13 protein-coding genes, 2 tRNA genes and 1 pseudogene are annotated in these 17267 nt (G+C 49.3%); 7 read left to right on the top strand and 9 right to left on the bottom strand.

Annotated features, from left to right (window positions below):
• Positions 1 to 633, bottom strand: a pseudogene (locus E5331_RS17505) (hypothetical protein); the annotation flags it as partial.
• A 329-nt stretch (positions 634 to 962) separates the two neighbouring features.
• Entirely contained in the window at positions 963 to 1439 is a 477-nt protein-coding gene (locus E5331_RS17500) for a hypothetical protein (RefSeq protein ID WP_135986023.1), read from the bottom strand.
• Between the two features lie 349 nt (positions 1440 to 1788).
• Here E5331_RS17500 and E5331_RS17495 point away from each other — a divergent pair, with 349 nt between their 5' ends.
• The 4 genes from E5331_RS17495 (at position 1789) to E5331_RS17480 (ending at position 4997) form a co-directional block, all read left to right on the top strand.
• Entirely contained in the window at positions 1789 to 2577 is a 789-nt protein-coding gene (locus E5331_RS17495) for a radical SAM protein (protein WP_123484681.1), read from the top strand.
• 196 nt (positions 2578 to 2773) lie between these two features.
• On the top strand, positions 2774 to 3718 hold the full coding sequence (locus tag E5331_RS17490) for a S66 peptidase family protein (protein WP_135986021.1): 945 nt from the start codon (positions 2774 to 2776) through the stop codon (positions 3716 to 3718).
• 8 nt (positions 3719 to 3726) lie between these two features.
• Positions 3727 to 4047: a nucleotide pyrophosphohydrolase gene (locus E5331_RS17485; RefSeq protein WP_123484694.1), complete on the top strand. Its 321-nt coding sequence runs from the start codon at positions 3727 to 3729 to the stop codon at positions 4045 to 4047.
• Between the two features lie 2 nt (positions 4048 to 4049).
• Complete coding sequence (locus E5331_RS17480; protein WP_123484683.1) at positions 4050 to 4997, top strand: glycosyltransferase family 2 protein; 948 nt, start codon at positions 4050 to 4052, stop codon at positions 4995 to 4997.
• Positions 4998 to 5017: 20 nt separating this feature from the next.
• Here E5331_RS17480 and E5331_RS17475 read toward each other — a convergent pair whose 3' ends face one another.
• The 7 genes from E5331_RS17475 to E5331_RS17450 all read right to left on the bottom strand — a co-directional run bounded on the left by E5331_RS17475 (position 5018) and on the right by E5331_RS17450 (position 12045).
• Entirely contained in the window at positions 5018 to 5551 is a 534-nt protein-coding gene (locus tag E5331_RS17475) for a hypothetical protein (RefSeq protein ID WP_135986019.1), read from the bottom strand.
• 136 nt (positions 5552 to 5687) lie between these two features.
• On the bottom strand, positions 5688 to 7568 hold the full coding sequence (locus E5331_RS17470; protein ID WP_135986017.1) for a hypothetical protein: 1881 nt from the start codon (positions 7566 to 7568) through the stop codon (positions 5688 to 5690).
• Between the two features lie 23 nt (positions 7569 to 7591).
• A complete protein-coding gene (locus tag E5331_RS17465; protein ID WP_135986015.1) occupies positions 7592 to 10639 on the bottom strand; it encodes a tetratricopeptide repeat protein in 3048 nt (1015 codons plus the stop codon).
• Between the two features lie 27 nt (positions 10640 to 10666).
• Positions 10667 to 11275, bottom strand: coding sequence for a DUF4254 domain-containing protein (locus E5331_RS17460; RefSeq protein WP_123484687.1), 609 nt, complete (start codon positions 11273 to 11275; stop codon positions 10667 to 10669).
• Between the two features lie 235 nt (positions 11276 to 11510).
• Positions 11511 to 11582: transfer RNA gene (locus E5331_RS20480), tRNA-Glu, on the bottom strand.
• Between the two features lie 95 nt (positions 11583 to 11677).
• Positions 11678 to 11932 (bottom strand): 30S ribosomal protein S20, encoded by a 255-nt coding sequence (gene rpsT / locus E5331_RS17455; RefSeq protein ID WP_123484688.1) that lies wholly within the window; start codon positions 11930 to 11932, stop codon positions 11678 to 11680.
• 38 nt (positions 11933 to 11970) lie between these two features.
• A tRNA-Glu gene (locus E5331_RS17450) sits at positions 11971 to 12045 on the bottom strand.
• Positions 12046 to 12417: 372 nt separating this feature from the next.
• On the opposite strand from E5331_RS17450, the gene E5331_RS17445 reads away from it, so the two are divergent.
• The 3 genes from E5331_RS17445 to mgtE all read left to right on the top strand — a co-directional run bounded on the left by E5331_RS17445 (position 12418) and on the right by mgtE (position 17260).
• Complete coding sequence (locus E5331_RS17445) at positions 12418 to 14088, top strand: nucleoside kinase (RefSeq protein WP_135986014.1); 1671 nt, start codon at positions 12418 to 12420, stop codon at positions 14086 to 14088.
• Positions 14089 to 14219: 131 nt separating this feature from the next.
• The gene (locus tag E5331_RS17440; protein ID WP_135986012.1) at positions 14220 to 15773 is read left to right on the top strand and encodes an ATP-binding protein; all 1554 of its coding nucleotides are present in this window, start codon (positions 14220 to 14222) and stop codon (positions 15771 to 15773) included.
• 119 nt (positions 15774 to 15892) lie between these two features.
• Complete coding sequence (mgtE, locus tag E5331_RS17435; RefSeq protein ID WP_123484691.1) at positions 15893 to 17260, top strand: magnesium transporter; 1368 nt, start codon at positions 15893 to 15895, stop codon at positions 17258 to 17260.
• Positions 17261 to 17267: the final 7 nt, after the last annotated feature.

Genomic DNA, 17267 nt, shown 5'->3' with positions numbered 1-17267 from the left:
ATTGCATTGATCAATTAAACTATCGGCGCGTGAACGATTATATAATATAATTGATCCATTTAATGCATTAATCAGACAATCAAACTCTTGATTATTAAGAGATAGCGAATTGTAAATATTCGCAGCTTGGATATAGTTTTCAGTGTAGCTGGTCAAATCATAGAATTCATAGTACAAAAGTGCTTGTGCTACCAAAGTTCGAGCTATTGATAATGAGTCTGAGCATAAATGAGACACATCAATGCCCTTTACAAAGGCATTTAGGGCATTATCCCTATCACCTTTATTTTGAAATATTCTACCTTGATAATAATAAGTACGCAATTTTTCATCAGGGGAACCTTTCCTGAGATAATAGTCAATTGCCGGTTGCAGCACATCGAATGAGGTGGTGTCGATATAGTTCTTGTCAAGGGCCATCGACATAAGGAGTGCATAGTGGGCTTTCTGTCTGTTCCCGGTAAGGCGTTGCTTATCAATGGATGATAGCAATGCCATTGCTGAGTCAGGATGAGCCTCCATCAAGGCTTCCGCACGATTCAAGATTCCCTGTTCGTATGATTCTGAACAGGAAGCTGCACTAATGATTAGTAATAGCAGAGTAAATAGTAGTGATTTAGAAAATCGTAGCATGATTTTAGGTTATCTCTTGTGATGATTGATTATAGGTATGCAAAATTACTAAAAATTTTTTCATCACAAAGAGATTTAGTAATCTTCAAAAAATAACTTGTTAAAGTTATAAATGTAAATTTTTTATTGTGGCAGCATCTTTTCGGTGCTTTCGGAGCGCGGAATCAGTCGCATAGCCCGCTATGCTCCATCTTCCTTACTCCGAAATCCCTCGGAAATATGCGCCAAACTTTCACAACTTATTTTTTTACGATTACTAACCACGGAAAACGTTGAGAAATCCGTGGTTAAAACAGGTTCATTCAAAAAAATCAGAGTGCTGCGGTTTCTTATGGTCTTTCGTCTTTCTCCTGTCCTGAAAGATTCTGAAGGAAGATACGGAGATTGGTGGTTTTGGGAGGCAATCCGAATTTCTGCCGTATTGACCAACTAATATTATAATGGCTTCTGGATTCTGTAATCAACCCATATTCCTTTCCTGAGAGTCCGCATAGCATGGCACACATATATCGGATTTCCGTCTTAGAGAATCTATCGGATTCAATATATCTTCTCAAGAATGGATTGCCTGAAGCTATGGAATCAAGTATATTATTCCATGGAATGGATTGAAAAGAGAATTTATTCTCTTTTCGCTTACTTTTGGCTCCATGATTTTTTTCTACATACTCTTTCAGAATCGTCTGATGGGATGCCTTGATCTCTTCCGAACCTTTCATATCGGCTGTCATTGCATAGAGCAATTTTGAGAGGACAGTCAATGCAACCTCTCTCTTTGTCAATAATGTCACTCCTCTACTTAGCATTTTTTATTACAAAATTAGCTCCTGCAACTTTCACCCTCCAAAACAAAACTTTCATATTTTAGATATATTTAAAAGGAGTAAACACATGGTAATAAGATTGTTGATTTTTTTAATAAAATTTATTTTGGTGCAGCGGTCTCGGTACTTTCATATTTGTACAGATTTAGGTAGAATTAAGCAATGAAAACCTTCCCGGAGTATTCGACCACAAAGTGAAAAATTCTCTGTGGTCTTAGTGGTCTTGGTGGTGGATTTAGCTGTGGGGATGAGGATGGGAGGAGTTTTTTAGGGTATTCGTGCGGATATTTGGATATGATTGGTTAAATTTGCCGTATAAACTGAAATTGTTATGGCAAAAGATCAGACTGTATTGTTTCATTCCACGGTGTTCGGTCCGATAAAGAGCCGACGTCTTGGGGTGTCGTTGGGTATAAATCTCAGTCCGGACGACGGGAAGGTTTGTTCGTTCGACTGCTTGTATTGTGAGGCGGGGTACAACTCGCAAGGTAAGGGCACGACGGGTCTGCCCGTGCGTGAGAAGGTGAGAAGAGATTTGGAGAGTAAACTTTCCGCCATGAAGGGAGCGGGTGATCCGCTTGACGTAATCACATTCTCCGGCAATGGCGAACCGACCCTTAATCCGGATTTTCCGGAGATAATAGATGATGTGATTGCTCTCCGCGACAAGTATTATCCGAATGCCAAGGTGTCGGTGCTGACTAACTCCACAAGAATATTCAGCCCTGCCGTTGCCGACGCTCTGAAAAAAGTGGATAACAATATACTGAAGTTGGATTCTGCTATTGAGCCGACGATGCGTCTTATCGACCAGCCGACATCAAAAGAGTTTACGGTGGAGCGTGTGGTGGAGGGTCTACGTCAGTTTGCAGGAGAGGGTATCATACAGACAATGATGCTTCGTGGCGAACATGACGGGAAGCCGGTTGACAACACCACGCCGGAAGAGGTGGATGCGCTTATTGAGGCGTACCGCAAGATAGCACCGCGTGAAATAATGCTCTATAGCCTTGACCGCAGCACTCCGGAGGAGCATTTAGTGAAGGTGGAACGTCAGGAACTGGAGGGTATCGCCCGCAGGATAGAGTCGGCTACCGGTATTCCGGTTCAGGTGAACTGATAAGTGACTGAAGTTTCGCAAGCTGCACTTCAGTGGTTGATAGTTTATAGTTTAAGGTTTAAGATTCACGGAAATCCTCGAATCTTTTCATTATACAAAATTTAATGATCATAAACCATAAACTTTAAACATTAAACCATTTAAGTGAAGCAAGTTGGCAAACTTGCGAAACTTAAATAAGTGAAAGAAAGGGATTATGAAGAGAGATAAGATTATCTATCCCGCGCCATTGGAGAGGGGGGATAAGATTGCCATTGTGTCGCCGGCGACGAAGGTTAAGGGTGAATACGTGGATGGAGCCGCCGTTTTTTTTGAACGTCATGGCTTTCATCCAGTGGTCATGCCGGGTGCGAAGGGACCGGCAGATGGCTCGTTTGCCTCCAGCCTTTCACAACGGCGTGACGACATACTTGCCGCCCTGTCGGATCCTGATGTGAAGTGCATCTTCTGCGCCCGTGGAGGGTATGGCTGCATCCATCTTCTGCCGGAGCTCCCGGAGGAGACGATCAGACGCAATCCCAAATGGCTTGTCGGGTTTTCCGACATATCCGCACTTCATGCGTTGTGGCATACTGCCGGCGTTGCGTCGCTTCATGCCCCTATGGCGAAGCATCTCACCTTGGAGGGGGATTATGACCCTTGCACACGCGCATTGCTCGACGTCATGACAGGGGATCCGGCGATGCACTACGCCTTCCCCGGTGATGCTCTCAACCGTGAGGGTGTGGCAAGAGGGGAACTGAGGGGTGGTAATCTTGCAGTGCTCAACGGCTTGGCACAGACCCCGTGGGATATGCTCAATGTTGGGGATGATGAGGACGTGATTCTTTTCGTGGAGGATATCTCGGAGGCTGTCTATGCGGTGGAGCGTATGCTCACGCGCCTTATACTTTCCGGTAATCTCGGCAGAGTTAAGGGGGTGATAGTGGGTCAGTTTACGGAATATGGCCCCGACCTTAACCATGAGGATATGGAGGAGATGGTGAGCCGGTTGCTCTCCCGTCATGGTCTTAACGGGATTCCGGTGGCGTATCGCTTCCCGGTGGGTCACGTCGTGGGGAATTATCCTATGATAGAGGGGGCACAAGTGGAATTGCGGGTGGGTAAGGATATGGTGGAACTTCATACTATAGAATACTGATGGATAGACTGACGATAGAAGAGACGCAGCGTCTTGTGGATGAATGGATACACACGGTGGGTGGCGGATATTTCTCCGAACTCACGAATATGGCAGTGCTGACTGAGGAGGTCGGCGAACTGGCGAGGGTCATATCGCGCGTGTATGGCGATCAAGTTGCGAAGGAGGGAGATTTGCGTAAGGGTCTGGCAGAGGAGCTTGCCGATGTGCTTTGGGTGGTTGTCTGTCTTGCAAACCAGACAGGTGTGGATCTCACGAAAGCGTTTGAGGCATCTTTGGAGAAGAAGCGTAACAGGGATAAGGACCGTTTTAAGAAAGAGAGAGATTGAGGATGGATAGAGAGAGGAGAATCCGTCTGGCGTTGGTCGTGCCGTGCTTTCAGGAGGAGAGTGCCCTACCCCGCACGAATGATGTCTTGACATCGCTTCTGTTGAAAATGTCGGAGGCGGGTCTGGTGGGAGACGACAGCTACATTGTCTATGTGGACGACGGGAGCACTGACGGCACGTGGGGACTTATTTCCGGCTATGCGTGTTGCAGGGTGAAGGGAATTCGTCTGAGCCGTAATTTCGGTCATCAGTATGCACTGTTGGCAGGTATGGAATATGTCGCAGGGAATTGCGATGCGTGTGTCACGATAGATGCCGACCTTCAGGATGACCCGTCGGTGATTCCGGATATGGTGAGGGCTTACATGGATGGCTCGGAGATAGTCTACGGCGTGCGCAGCAAGCGGGTGGGCGACGGCTGGTTCAAGCGTCATTCGGCACATTGCTTCTACACTACACTGCGTCATTTAGGGGTGGAGTGCGTGTATGACCATGCCGATTTTCGGTTGCTCGGAAGAGATGCACTTTCGGCATTGCTGGAATATGGGGAGCGTAACGTGTTTCTTCGCGGCATCGTTCCCAAATTGGGCTACAGACAGAGCAAGGTGTATTATCAGCGCGGAGAGCGCAAGGCTGGCAGCAGCAAATATCCGTTGGGTAAGATGATAGAGTTTGCCGGAGATGGTGTCACGTCGTTCTCGGTGCGTCCTGTCAGGATGCTGTTCTGGCTTGGGGTGGTGTTTATGATGGCGGCGTTATTGGTGGGTATCTACGTCATGGCACGCTATTTCAGCGGAGAGACCATAGAGGGCTGGACTTCGCTCATCCTCTCGATATGGTTCTGCACGGGGATTCTGCTTATCGGATTGGGAATACTCGGTGAATATGTAGGTAAGATGTATGTGGAGGTAAAAAAACGTCCCCGCTACAATATAGCGGAGACTGTCTGAGTCTGTTTGGGCATGATCTGTCATATCAGTTGCAGGAAATGCAGCTCGTCGCGGATCTCTCTGCCGGACAATATCCTTCTTCGGGATATTATTCTGGCAAACTCATCAATGGCAGGATGCAGACGCGGATTGAAGAACAGCCTCTTTGTGCGCATCAGGGCATTGTTATAGAGATTCTCAATCTCATCATCCTCAAGGGCACACGTGTCGTGCCCCTCCTTCTCCACCTCCTTGTAGATCTCCTTCATGATCTCCTCCGGAGCATCCTTCTTGAGGCGCACGACGGATCTTGCCATTACGTTTGACAGCACCATTGCGGTGGTGATATGGAAATTCTGGACGAGATTGTCCCATGTAGCTTTGGGAGATATGGATGGCGAACCCTGGAAATAGAACTCGTGGGAGAACTCCACCATAGGTCCATCGGAATCCAGGCAGATTTCCGCCACTCGGTCAATGGCGTTCAGGCTTGCAAGGGAGATCATCATACCCGCGAGTCCATACGCCCTGTCATCTTCATTGAGATATGCCAAAGTTAAATTCTGCTGGCTCATATATCGACTTAATTAATATTATCCGGAGCAGACGAGATGTCTGCCTAATTAAATCAACGACCGGGAGAGATATTTAGTTTCCCGGTCGTGAAAGTAATCTGTAAAAAAATGGATTGTATCGGTCGGGATTCCATCGTCAGAAGAGCACCTTCAGACCCCCCCCCACAGAAATGCCCTGAGCCGGCAGCATCGGGAGCATGTCGTCATGCCTGTTAAGGATATTGTCAGCCTGAAGCCATACGGAGAAGGAGTCGGTGAAATTCCAGGATGCCGCCAGATTCAGCAGAGAGATGTCGGGGAGGCTGAGACGGCACAGATTCTCACTGTCGGAGTCCGGAATGATGCCGGCTGACAGCGGAACGAATGAGCGCGTATATATCGCGCGTTTCGCACGATAGTTGAATCCGGCGGATACCTTCAGCTGAGAGACAGGGCGCACTGCGGCAGATATGTCGGCAGTCACCTTCGGACGGTCGTAGCCATTGAATATGCCCTTCTTCCAGTCCTGCTGCTGCACTGTAGCCTTAGCCTTGAATGAGAATACGGATGAAGGTGTGTATTCGATGACACCGCTTATCCCGAATCCGTGAAGATTGATACCCTCCGAGTCGAGAGAATACATCATTGCGCGTTTCGATAGATCTCCGGATTGGTCATACATTCCGCTGAATGCCTTGTCGCCATTGTTTATCCATGCCTGATACCATCCGCCGAGATGCACGTTCTTGCTTGCCATGAATCTCCCCTCCACTCCGATAGAGAAACCGGAGAACGGACCGATATTAATCCCAAGCGTCGCGTCGAGCGGGGTGTAGGTCGGGCGTGTGGAGGTGATGGCAGGCGACATATAGTAGTCGTTCTGGTAGAGATTGGCGAGAGTGTTAAGCTGCGAGCCTCCGACCAGGTTGAGATACATGCCGAACTGTCCTGACTGCAAGGCGAAGTTCACGTCTGGAGCAATGTGGAAGAAGGAGTAACGGTTGCCGTCGGGTCCGGCATTGAATGTCAGGTCGATATCGGCACCGAGACGAATGTCGAGCATTCCGCGGTTGAAGCGGTAGTAGGGGGTGAGCACGAGCATCCCGTAGTTGTCGGGACGGTGGAGAGAGATTTCCGTTTCCCCCGGACCCTTCGAATAGTTGAACAGGTCCTGTTCACCACCGTATGTCAGCACGTTGAGGTCTGCATCCAGCCCTATTGAACTGCCACCATCCCAGGGCATCCTGACTCCGGCAGCAATCTCAATGTCGGTCTCGCGGTTCCCTTTGGAGTGCTCCTTATCCCAAGCGTAAGGGAGAGGGAGTGAGCGGAATGCGAAATGGCGCACGCGTGCGGATGCTCCGTATGACAGTGTAGAGGCGTTCGACATTGGTGAACGCCAGTCGATTCGCATAGCGAAATCATTGAGCGTCTGCGTGGGGGCATCGATCTTTGTGTCGGCGATAGGATTTATGGGGCAGTAGCCGTAATAGTTGAACATCCCCACGTGGTAGTCGAGGGAGGCATCGAGACGTCCGTATCCCTTGAACACGTGCGATATGTATAGACCCACCGACTCGTCATAGCGGTAGCGGGTCACGTCGTCGGTGGCATCACTCATGTGAGGCTTCCAGAGCGACGTGGAGTTGTGCTGGAGCCTTATGCCGGCAAGAGTGGATGCGTTGTCGACAAAGCGGTAGCCTGCACTCAGCGTCGAGTTGAGCCATGATCCGGCACCAAGCTCAAGGTATCCTCTGTTGGAGGAAAATTCCTTGGTGTCGTTCCATCCGGTAGCCGGCATCGCCAGCATGGAGGGGATAAATGCCGCTGCCACACCGCTTTTCTCATATTCGAGAGGGGAAGCAGCCATGGAGAACTTCAGAGGTTTTGGAAACGTGTTAATTCTGTCAACCTTTATTATTTCCGGCACGTATTTACCTTCCACGCTGATCGACTCATGGAGCTGGGCAGCTGAGGGAAGGATTCCGAAAGAGGCAAAAGCAATCGAAGTGCCAAGATATATATTCCTGATGGTCATTTTTTCAATCTTAAATTAAGGGATCATTTCCATTCTTTCAGACGCGAATCAATCATGTCGTGGATGTCGAGTTCCTTGCCGGGATAGTTATCGCGCAAGCTCTTGAGATATTCCACGGCGAGATAGTCCTTCTTCTTCAAGTGGTAGACGTCGGCAAGGGCTATGAAGCCTCTTGCGAGCCAGTATTCATGAGGCGATCCCTCGTCGGTGAATGCCGTCAGCACCTCTTCCGCGCCGGATATGTTGCCGGAGTCTATGTAATGCTGTCCGAGAATCACGGCAGCCTTCGCGCCGGATAGACTCTTGGGATTTGCAGCAAGTTTTTTCAGCATTGCCGTGGCATTCTTCGTGTCGCCATTCTTCAGCATAGCGGAAGCCTCGTAGAATTCCGCCTCCTCCATCTGATCGGCAGAGAGACCACCGGACGTGCGGACGAGAGCGGCATATTTCATGCGTTCGGAATCCTTGTCGGTGTTGCGCATTATTCCGGCGTAGGCATCGGCGAGATAATCGTTGCCACCGCGTTTCTCCAGATCCTTGTAAGCTTTCAGGGCATCGTCACGACGGACGGGACCGTAGCTCTCGATTATACGTGCTTTCAGGAGGAGAGCCTCCGGCACTTGCGGAGAGTCGGACCGTCTTGCCAGAAGCGACTCAATAGCGTTGAGTGCGGTCTCCTTCTCCCCTGTCTGCTCCTTGCCGGTGGCTATGTCGAGAAGAGCCTGTGAGAGATATCGTCCGTTGGGGTAGTCTTCCACATATTTCTGCAGGAGAGTTGTGGCGTTGATGTCGTCGGCAAAAGCCGTCTCAGCCCCTTCAAAAGCGAGAGTCTCCATCTCAGAAGCGTCGATCTGAGGCGCGTTTGGCACGGATTTCAGGAATGAGGCATATTCACGCAGACCACCGTTGGCGGCATAATACTGGCGCAGGTCGTCATTGGCGAGCACCGCCTCTTCGCTCGACGGCCATTTGCGGATAATCTCCTTGTAGGAATCCTCTGCCTTGCCGTATTCTTTCGCGTCCATGTAGGCTATTGCAAGGTTGAGCATACCTTTCCTTGCCTGAGCCGATTGCTTATAGGTGGAACGCAACTGCTCGAAGGCAATGACAGCATTCTTCGTATCTCCCAATCCGGTGTAGGTCTGACCCTTCTCCAGAAGAGCATTCGGCAGCCATTTTGAGCCGGGGAATCGTGAGGGCATATCGGAAAGCTCGGAGAGTTTTCGCTTTATGTCGCCATCGAGCCCGTACATGACGGCACGGCGGAAAGTGGCATAGTCGCTGTCCTGTGCGCCGCCGGATATTGCAGTGGAGTAGTTCTTCAGCGCAAGCTTATACTCTCCGGAATAATACTGCGCGTCAGCCATCCTTATAAGAGCATCGTCGTATAGCCTCTTAGGAAGCATAGGGTCGGCTTTCATGGCATCGGCGAAACTTGCGGCTGCGCGGGAGTATTTGCCGTCCATCAGCAGAGCGTAGGCAAGGTTGTAGCGGGCGAGGGTACGGTTCTCCCCTTTTTTGTCGGCGGAGAGATATGCGTTGTAGGCATTCTGAGCCTCACCGTATTTTCCGAGGGCATAGCAAGCGTCGCCAAGCCACAGGTTTGCCTGTGCCTTCAGTGCGCGGTCGCCGTTTATGGCAACCGCTTCCATAAGATATTTCCGTGCATCGGCAGGGCGGCTGTTTGACATGCACTCCATTCCAAGTTGATACAGAATCTTCTGCTTCGCCTCAAGCACTTTCTGCGACGGGCGTTTTATGCGGTTGATGCTTGCGAGGGCGTTGGAATAATCCTTCTCGTTGAAATAGGCTGATGCAAGAAACTCCTCCACCCTGGGAGCATATTGGGAGGAGGGGAATTTCTGGATGAATTCCTGAAGCAACGGTATTGAGGAACTGAAGGGTATGTTGCCGCCACGGGTTCTTGCCGTGATGTAGTTGAATAGCGCGGTCTCTGTCACGTTGCGGTCATATCCCATCCTCGCCGCTTTCTCAAAAGATATGGCTGCGGCATTGCTGTCGCCCTGTGCCACGGCAATCTGTCCGAGATAAAGATAAGCACTTTGTGCGAGATCGTTGTTTAATTCGGTCAGCGTGGCGAATCCCGTCTGAGCCTCATCGAGATTACCTTGGCTATATTCAATCACGCTAAGGGCGTAGACAGCATCCGGAGCAGGATTTATATCGGGCATCAGCACGTACTTCTCAAGATACTTCTGAGCCTTCTCCTCCTGTCCGGTCTTAAAATAACTTAGTCCGACTATTCTAAGGGTCTCGGGAATTAGTTCTTCCACCGGATTACGCTCAATTAGTTCCGATCCGAGAGCTATCACCCGGTCATATTGTGCGCGTGAGTATTCAATCTGTGCTATATAATAGTCAGGCGCGATACCGTCGTTGTTGACTCCATTCATCCGTTGAGCCACCTCCTTGAACCCGTCATACGCCACATCGGTATTGCCATTTACGTATTCGATATACGACAGATAATAGTCGGCGGCGAGATTAAAGTCGCGGTACTCATGGAGCTGCATGAAGATGGGTCTTGCCTCATCGTAATGCCCGCTCTTTACCATAGACAATGCCATACGGTACTGGTATAGCGGACGGTCGGCAGGGCTTATTCTTGAATAGTCGATCTGCCGGTATGCCTCGAGTGCGCTGTTGAATCTGTGGGCGAAGAAGAAATAGTCGGCGGCGGCGAGTCTTGCAGATATGGCGAGAGTGGAAGCCGGATAATTGTAGGCAAATTCTCGTAGCAGGTCGACGCAGTCGGCATCCCCACGCTGGTAGAGCGCAAGGGCGAGAAGATAGGTGAAGTCCTCACGATCCTGAGACGATAGAGAGACGCCTTGCGTCTCAAGATGCCTCAGCTGGTCGATCACTCCGGCGAAGTTGCCTTCGTCGATCATGATTTCGGCACGTTCCAGATAGCCGGCGGCGAGAGGACTCAGTCTGTCTGCCCTTGACACGGAATATGCGGAAGCACACAGCATTCCGGCAGAAAGGACCAAGGATAACGCCCCTCTCAGCAGCGAATCGGAGGAAGGGATCAGATAATGGCGTTTCATTTTCAATTTGATTGATTATGGATGTGTTCAGCCTTTCTTTGCATACAACACCGGGTTTGTAGCCGGGTCGTTATACATTTTCATCTGGCGGTAGACCTTCATGTATTTCTTTCCTGCCTCGATATCATCGATCAGTTGGTCGATTGCAGATGAGAGGTCGTCTCTCTGTTCGAGAAGGATCTCGAGTTTCCCCTTGCACTTCTCGATATGCTGAGGGTCGGCATCAGTGCGTTGAGCCTGTTCCCTCATGTGCCATATCTTCAGGGCAAGTATTGAGAGACGGTCGAGAGCCCATGCCGGCGATTCGGTGTTGATGGAAGCGTCGGGGGCAGGGACCACGTTCCGGAACTTATCGCGGAACCATGAGTCTATCTCCTCTACCATGTCGGTCCTGACCTGATTCGATTTGTCGATCCTCCGTTTTAGAGCGAGAGCGTCGACAGGATCGATCTCCGGGTCACGGATTATGTCTTCGAGATGCCATTGCACAGCGTCCACCCAGTTTTTCTCAAAGAATATTGCTTCGATCGACCCTTTCTCGAAAGGATTCGGGCACGGGAGGTTGATGTCGTCAGAGATATGGTATCTTTCTACTGACCGGTCGAAAATCCGGTTCGCTAATTCCGCTGTTTTCATGATAGAGTTTTGAATTGTGTCTGTTCACGATATTGCGTCATCAGATTATGCCGGTTGTCGTTTTACAGACAGATTAAACAAAAATATAGATATACCATCTTCCCCGTTGCTCAGATTCACTTTCGCCAATCATAATTATGAATGATAGATATAAAAGGCATAAGGTTTATAAAAAGAGTGAGGCCGGCACTTTTGGGAGTAACCGGCCTCTGGGGATAGGATGGATTTAGGGAGGTAGCCCATAGCAGAGTCGAACTGCTCTTTAGAGAATGAAAATCTCTCGTCCTAACCGATAGACGAATGGGCCGACGCAATCCTTATTGCAGCTGCGTCAAGACCACGAGGCCGTCGCATGCTGAAGGAAATATTTTTCAATAACGGGCGGACGTGTCCGCCAACAGTTTACGCAAGTTTATTGATATGAAGAGCAAGGCCGCTGCAAAGGTTAGAGGCTTTGTTCTTAGAGATAATGTTCTTGCGGCCAAGGCGCTGAAGGAGGGCGCTGACTTTGTTGTAAGCCTCAGTAGCCTCAGCTTTGTCAGTCATTTTGCGCACACGGCGAACGGCGTTGCGTGCGGTCTTTGCCCAATAGCGGTTCTCGAGTCTTCTCTTCTCCGCCTGGCGAATTCTTTTTAATGATGATTTATGGTTTGCCATCTTAAAAGTTGTCTTTGTCTTTCGTTCGTTTATATTAATGGTAGCCCATAGCAGAGTCGAACTGCTCTTTAGAGAATGAAAATCTCTCGTCCTAACCGATAGACGAATGGGCCACAAGACCGCAACTGCATCCTGTCCGGATGTATTTTGCGAGTGCAAAGTTAGTGCTATTTGGTGTAACTTCCAAATTTTTTGGATTAAAAACATTATTTTTTGTGAATTATTACGTTTTGTGAGGTTAAGATGGTGTTTTTTTATGATGAAATGGAGGTGAGATAATCAAAAGAATAAAGTTTTTTGTTAATTTTACAGACTGAAGGGCTTTGCTGCCGGCTCCTCGCAGGGACCCCTCGCAGGGACCCCTCGCCCATGGGCTCGGGCACGGAACTCCAGACGCTTGGGTGCCGATGGAACTCCGGGTGCTGGGGCTTCCACGGTATGGACTGCATGAGACCTAAGTCTGATTCCACTTAAAATTCCACGTTATGAAAATCTATTGTAAAAATACCGACAGTTATGTCAATGTGCTTGGGGGTGAGAAAATCATAGATATGCTTCCGCGTCTCCGACGAGAGCTTGCCTTTGAGCCTATATGTGCACTTGTGAATAATAAGACAGAGGACTTGTGCTTCCCTCTTTTTGCTCCGCGTCAGGTGGAGTTTGTCGGGAAAGAGACTCCGGCAGGACGCCGTGTATACGTGCGCTCGCTCTGTATGATGCTATATAAGGCGGTTGAGGAGGTTATGCCGGGTGTGACGCTGCGCATAGAGCATTCAATGTCGAAGGGGCATTATTGCCGTCTGCTGAAAGATGAGGCGGTGGTCAGCGTTACGCAGGAGACTGTCGATGTGCTGCTGGCGCATCTTCGCAATCTTCGCGATACGAATATCCCGTTCCGTCGTAAGGAGCGCATGACGAAGGATGCCATTGAGATTTTCCGTAAGCAGAGGTTGACGGCAAAGGTCACTCTACTTGAGACGCTGCATGAGCTTTATACCACCTATTACCGTCTCGGCAGTCTTGCCGACAGCTATTACGGACCACTTGCACCCTCCACAGGTTTTATCCGGGATTTTGATCTACGGGTGTATAAGGATGGATTCCTTCTTTTTGCCATGTCGGCGGATAAGGTGGATGAGGTGTTGAAGGATAATCCCCCGCAGGAGAAGATGTATAAGGCTTTCACCGACCAGCTGATGTTTAACAAGGTCATACAGGTGAAGAATGTCGGTGAACTTAATATGGCGGTGAAGAATTGCCGCACGGCGGAACTTATCAACGTGGCGGAAGCTATGCATACTAAGATGCTCGGTGCAATAAGTGACGATATTGCACGCCGCCGCAGGGAGGGGGGAGCCGGAATCGTCATGATAGCCGGACCGTCATCGTCGGGCAAGACCACGTCTGCCAAGCGTCTCTCCATACAGCTTATGACCAACCTGATAGTGCCGAAGATGATATCGCTCGATGATTATTTTGTCGACCGTGAGCATACCCCTAAGGATGAGAATGGGGAATATGACTATGAGAGCCTGTATTCGCTTGACCTGGAGCGTCTGAATTCCGATCTCAGCCGTCTGTTGCGTGGCGAGGAGATAAACCTACCCTCCTATTCGTTTGAATATGGCAGACGTATAGAGAAGGAGAAGCCATTGCGTCTTGATAAGAACGATGTGCTTGTGATAGAGGGTATCCACGGGCTTAATCCCGAACTTACAGCCTCTATTAATCCTGATGAGGTGTATAAGGTCTACGTCTCGGCATTGACCACTCTTAAAATTGATAATCACAACTGGATCTCTACGTCGGATAACCGTCTGCTGCGCCGTATCGTGCGAGACAGCAAATATCGTCATATCTCTGCGCTGGATACGATCCGTCGCTGGCCGAGTGTGCGTCGCGGTGAGGAGAAATGGATATTCCCGTTCAGCGAGAATGCCGACGCTACGTTCAACTCGTCGCTCATATTTGAGTTGGGAGTGATGAAACAATATGCGGAACCGGTGTTGCGTGAGGTGCCGAAAGATTTGCCAGAATATGCGGAGGCATTCCGTCTGTTGCGGTTCCTGAGCTATTTCGAGCCAATCCCCGCTGACCAGATACCGACCACTTCCCTGCTCCGCGAGTTTCTTGGAGGCTCCTCTTTCCGCTACTGACGGCAACTGCCGTTCTGCCGGATGAAGCCATTTCCTCTGAATGAAAAATCTGTGTATTGTTGGGATATTCGGGGGAAATGGTTACATTTGTGAAGTAAACGTGTTCTGATTAGGATAAATGGCTTTAGATTATGACGGCAATGAGATTCCCGATAGGTATAGAGTCTTTCCCGGTGCTGAGGGAGGGTGGATTTGTGTATGTCGACAAGACTGAATATGTCAGGAAACTTGTTGACGGGAATGGCTATTATTTCCTGAGTCGTCCGCGACGTTTTGGGAAGAGTCTGTTGCTATCTACCATTCAGGCATTTTTTGAGGGGAGACGAGATCTTTTTAAGGGTCTGTCGATTGATTCCTATCCATATAAATGGGATCGGCATCCTGTGTTCCGTCTTAATCTTGTGAATTGCGACTGCTCCTCGCCTACCGGTCTTGACTCCATACTGAATGCCCATATCGTGGAATGGGAACGAGAATACGGTAGGAATACTGATGAATGGGATTTCCCGCAGCGTTTCTATGGATGTATACGCCGTTCGGTGGAGAAGACCGGGAGAAAGGCGGTGATATTGGTGGATGAGTATGACAAGACGCTTGTCGCCAGTATTGAGGATGCGGAATTGAATGAGGTGTTCAGGGAGCGTCTGAAGCCGTTTTACGCCACATTGAAAGCAGCCTCCGATTATATCCGGTTCGCTATGATAACAGGGGTGAGCCGATTCTCCAGATTGAGTATTTTCAGCGACATCAATAATCTCTACGACATAACAAGTGATAAGGAGTATGCCGGAATATGTGGTATCACTGCCGATGAGATACGTGCTCAGTTGAGCGAAGGTGTGGCGATGCTTGGTAAAGGACTGGAGCTCGGCTTCGAGGATACCATGGCGGAGCTGAAGAAAAATTATGACGGCTATCATTTTGCGGCAAAAAGTGAGGATATCTATAATCCGTTTTCACTAATGTCGGCACTCTCCAACAAGGAGATCGGTAGTTATTGGTTTCTGACCGGCACGCCGACGTTTCTTCTTAAGGCGTTGCGGGCTACGGATATGTATCTTCCAGACCTCAATCGGGATAAGATAAGCGATCTTGTGCTCTATTCCAGTGATTCCTATATGACGGATCCGGTGCCACTGTTGTTTCAGTCGGGCTATCTGACAATAAAGGATTATGACCGTCGTCGGAAAATGTACACTATCGGGGTCCCTAACCTTGAAGTTGAGGATGGGCTTTACAGGCAGTTGCTTCCAATCTACTTGAATCGACCGGAGGGACGGACTAATCGTGTGATAGACTCGTTTCTGAATGATGTTGAGGATGGCGACCCGGAAATGTTTCTGACACGTTTGAAAGCGTTTCTGGCAGATATACCCTACGAATTGTCGCAATGTCGTCCGGAGATATATTTTGAGAATAATCTATATATAATTTTCAAGGTATTGGGGTGTGCGGTTGAGGCAGAATATCGCACGGCATCCGGACGCATTGACCTGTTGCTGAAGACGGAGCATTATATCTATGTGATGGAATTGAAACTTGATAGACCGGCGGAAGATGCTCTGCGTCAGATAGAGACTAAGGATTATCTCATACCATTTGCCGCTGACAGCAGGAAGCTATTCAAGATCGGCATATCATTCTCACACGTCACCCGTAATATTGACAGTTGGGTAATAGCGTGATTGATGGCAATCGTATTTTTTTAGTAGACGGGGGCTTAGGATTGTATGTGTGGGGGATATGGAAAACAAGAGGGGTGGAATTTGGTGTCGTGCTGAAAATTTTTTTGTAATTTTGCATTATGAAGGAATTTACAGAGACAGATATAGAACGTATCGGCGAACTGATAGACAGTCAGAATCAGGAGGCAGCTCAGCAAGAGGTGGCTGAGCTTCATGCCGCCGATATAGCGGAGCTTTTCCAGTCGCTCAATCTGCGGCAGGCAGAATGGCTTTTCAACCTTATTGAGGATAAGGAGAAGAAGGCAGACGTGCTGATGGAGCTTGATGAGGATGACCGTAAGAAGCTCCTTGAGGGTATGGACCCGGAGCAGATCGGTCATTTCATCGATCTTCTTGACACGGACGATGCTGTAGACCTTATCCAGGAACTTGACGAAGAGGACCGCGATGAGGTTATCCAGCATATCGACGACGTGGAGCAGGCGGGCGATATCGTCGACCTCCTGCAATATGACGAGGACACGGCGGGCGGACTTATGGGCACGGAGATGATCGTGGTCAACGAGAATCTGTCCATGCCGGACTGTCTGCGGGAGATGCGCCGTCAGGCAGAGGAGCTGGATGATATCTACTACGTCTATGTGGTTGATGATGATAACCGACTTCGAGGTGTGCTTCCATTGAAGAAGATGATCACCCACCCTTCCGTGTCGAAAATCAAGCACGTTATGGAGGAGCTTCCGGTGTCGGTGCGCACGGATAGCCCGATAGATGAGGTGGCTATCGACTTCGAGAAATATGACCTTGTGGCAATGCCTGTCATTGACAGTATCGGGCGACTTGTGGGTCAGATTACGGTTGACGACGTGATGGATGAGGTGCGTGAGCAGAGCGAACGTGACTATCAGTTGGCATCAGGTATCTCCTCCGACGTCGATGCGTCAGACTCGGTGTTTGCACAGACCAAGGCTCGTATCCCGTGGCTGCTTATTGGCATAATAGGCGGAATCGTCAACTCCATTATCCTTGGAGGTTTTGAGGCACAGATAGCGGCTGTAACGGCTCTTGCCATATTTATCCCGCTGATCGGCGGCACCGGTGGTAACGTCGGCGTGCAGGCATCGGCAATCGTGGTGCAGGGTCTTGCCAACGGACGCCTTGACATAAAGAATGCCGTCGGTCAGATAGGGCGCGAGAGTCTTGTGGCGATAATGAATGCGGTGGTCATATCGACGGTGGTGTTTCTATATATTTTCTTCACACAGCCGACGGGCGTGAAATATACGGTGTCGTTTGCCGTGGCGGCGTCGCTGTTTGCAGTGGTGATTTTCGCTACGGTGTTCGGCACGTTTGTGCCATTGACCCTTGAACGTCTGAAAATTAATCCGGCACTTGCAACCGGTCCCTTCATACAGATTACAAATGATGTCGTCGGACTTCTGATATACGTGGGAATGTCGACATGGATGCTTTCAATCTTCGGATAATACTTAA

This window comes from Lepagella muris (assembly GCF_004793975.1).
GTDB lineage: Bacteria > Bacteroidota > Bacteroidia > Bacteroidales > Muribaculaceae > Lepagella > Lepagella muris.
Note: the sequence above shows the minus strand (reverse complement) of the source record. Positions and strands in the feature narration are given on the sequence as shown.

Coding starts and splice junctions, on each gene's coding strand:
- E5331_RS17500 (WP_135986023.1), bottom strand. CDS start 1,439: ATGCTAAGTAGAGGAGTGACATTATTGACAAAGAGAGAGGTTGCATTG.
- E5331_RS17495 (WP_123484681.1), top strand. CDS start 1,789: ATGGCAAAAGATCAGACTGTATTGTTTCATTCCACGGTGTTCGGTCCG.
- E5331_RS17490 (WP_135986021.1), top strand. CDS start 2,774: ATGAAGAGAGATAAGATTATCTATCCCGCGCCATTGGAGAGGGGGGAT.
- E5331_RS17480 (WP_123484683.1), top strand. CDS start 4,050: ATGGATAGAGAGAGGAGAATCCGTCTGGCGTTGGTCGTGCCGTGCTTT.
- E5331_RS17475 (WP_135986019.1), bottom strand. CDS start 5,551: ATGAGCCAGCAGAATTTAACTTTGGCATATCTCAATGAAGATGACAGG.
- E5331_RS17470 (WP_135986017.1), bottom strand. CDS start 7,568: ATGACCATCAGGAATATATATCTTGGCACTTCGATTGCTTTTGCCTCT.
- E5331_RS17465 (WP_135986015.1), bottom strand. CDS start 10,639: ATGAAACGCCATTATCTGATCCCTTCCTCCGATTCGCTGCTGAGAGGG.
- E5331_RS17460 (WP_123484687.1), bottom strand. CDS start 11,275: ATGAAAACAGCGGAATTAGCGAACCGGATTTTCGACCGGTCAGTAGAA.
- rpsT (WP_123484688.1), bottom strand. CDS start 11,932: ATGGCAAACCATAAATCATCATTAAAAAGAATTCGCCAGGCGGAGAAG.
- E5331_RS17445 (WP_135986014.1), top strand. CDS start 12,418: ATGAAAATCTATTGTAAAAATACCGACAGTTATGTCAATGTGCTTGGG.
- E5331_RS17440 (WP_135986012.1), top strand. CDS start 14,220: ATGACGGCAATGAGATTCCCGATAGGTATAGAGTCTTTCCCGGTGCTG.
- mgtE (WP_123484691.1), top strand. CDS start 15,893: ATGAAGGAATTTACAGAGACAGATATAGAACGTATCGGCGAACTGATA.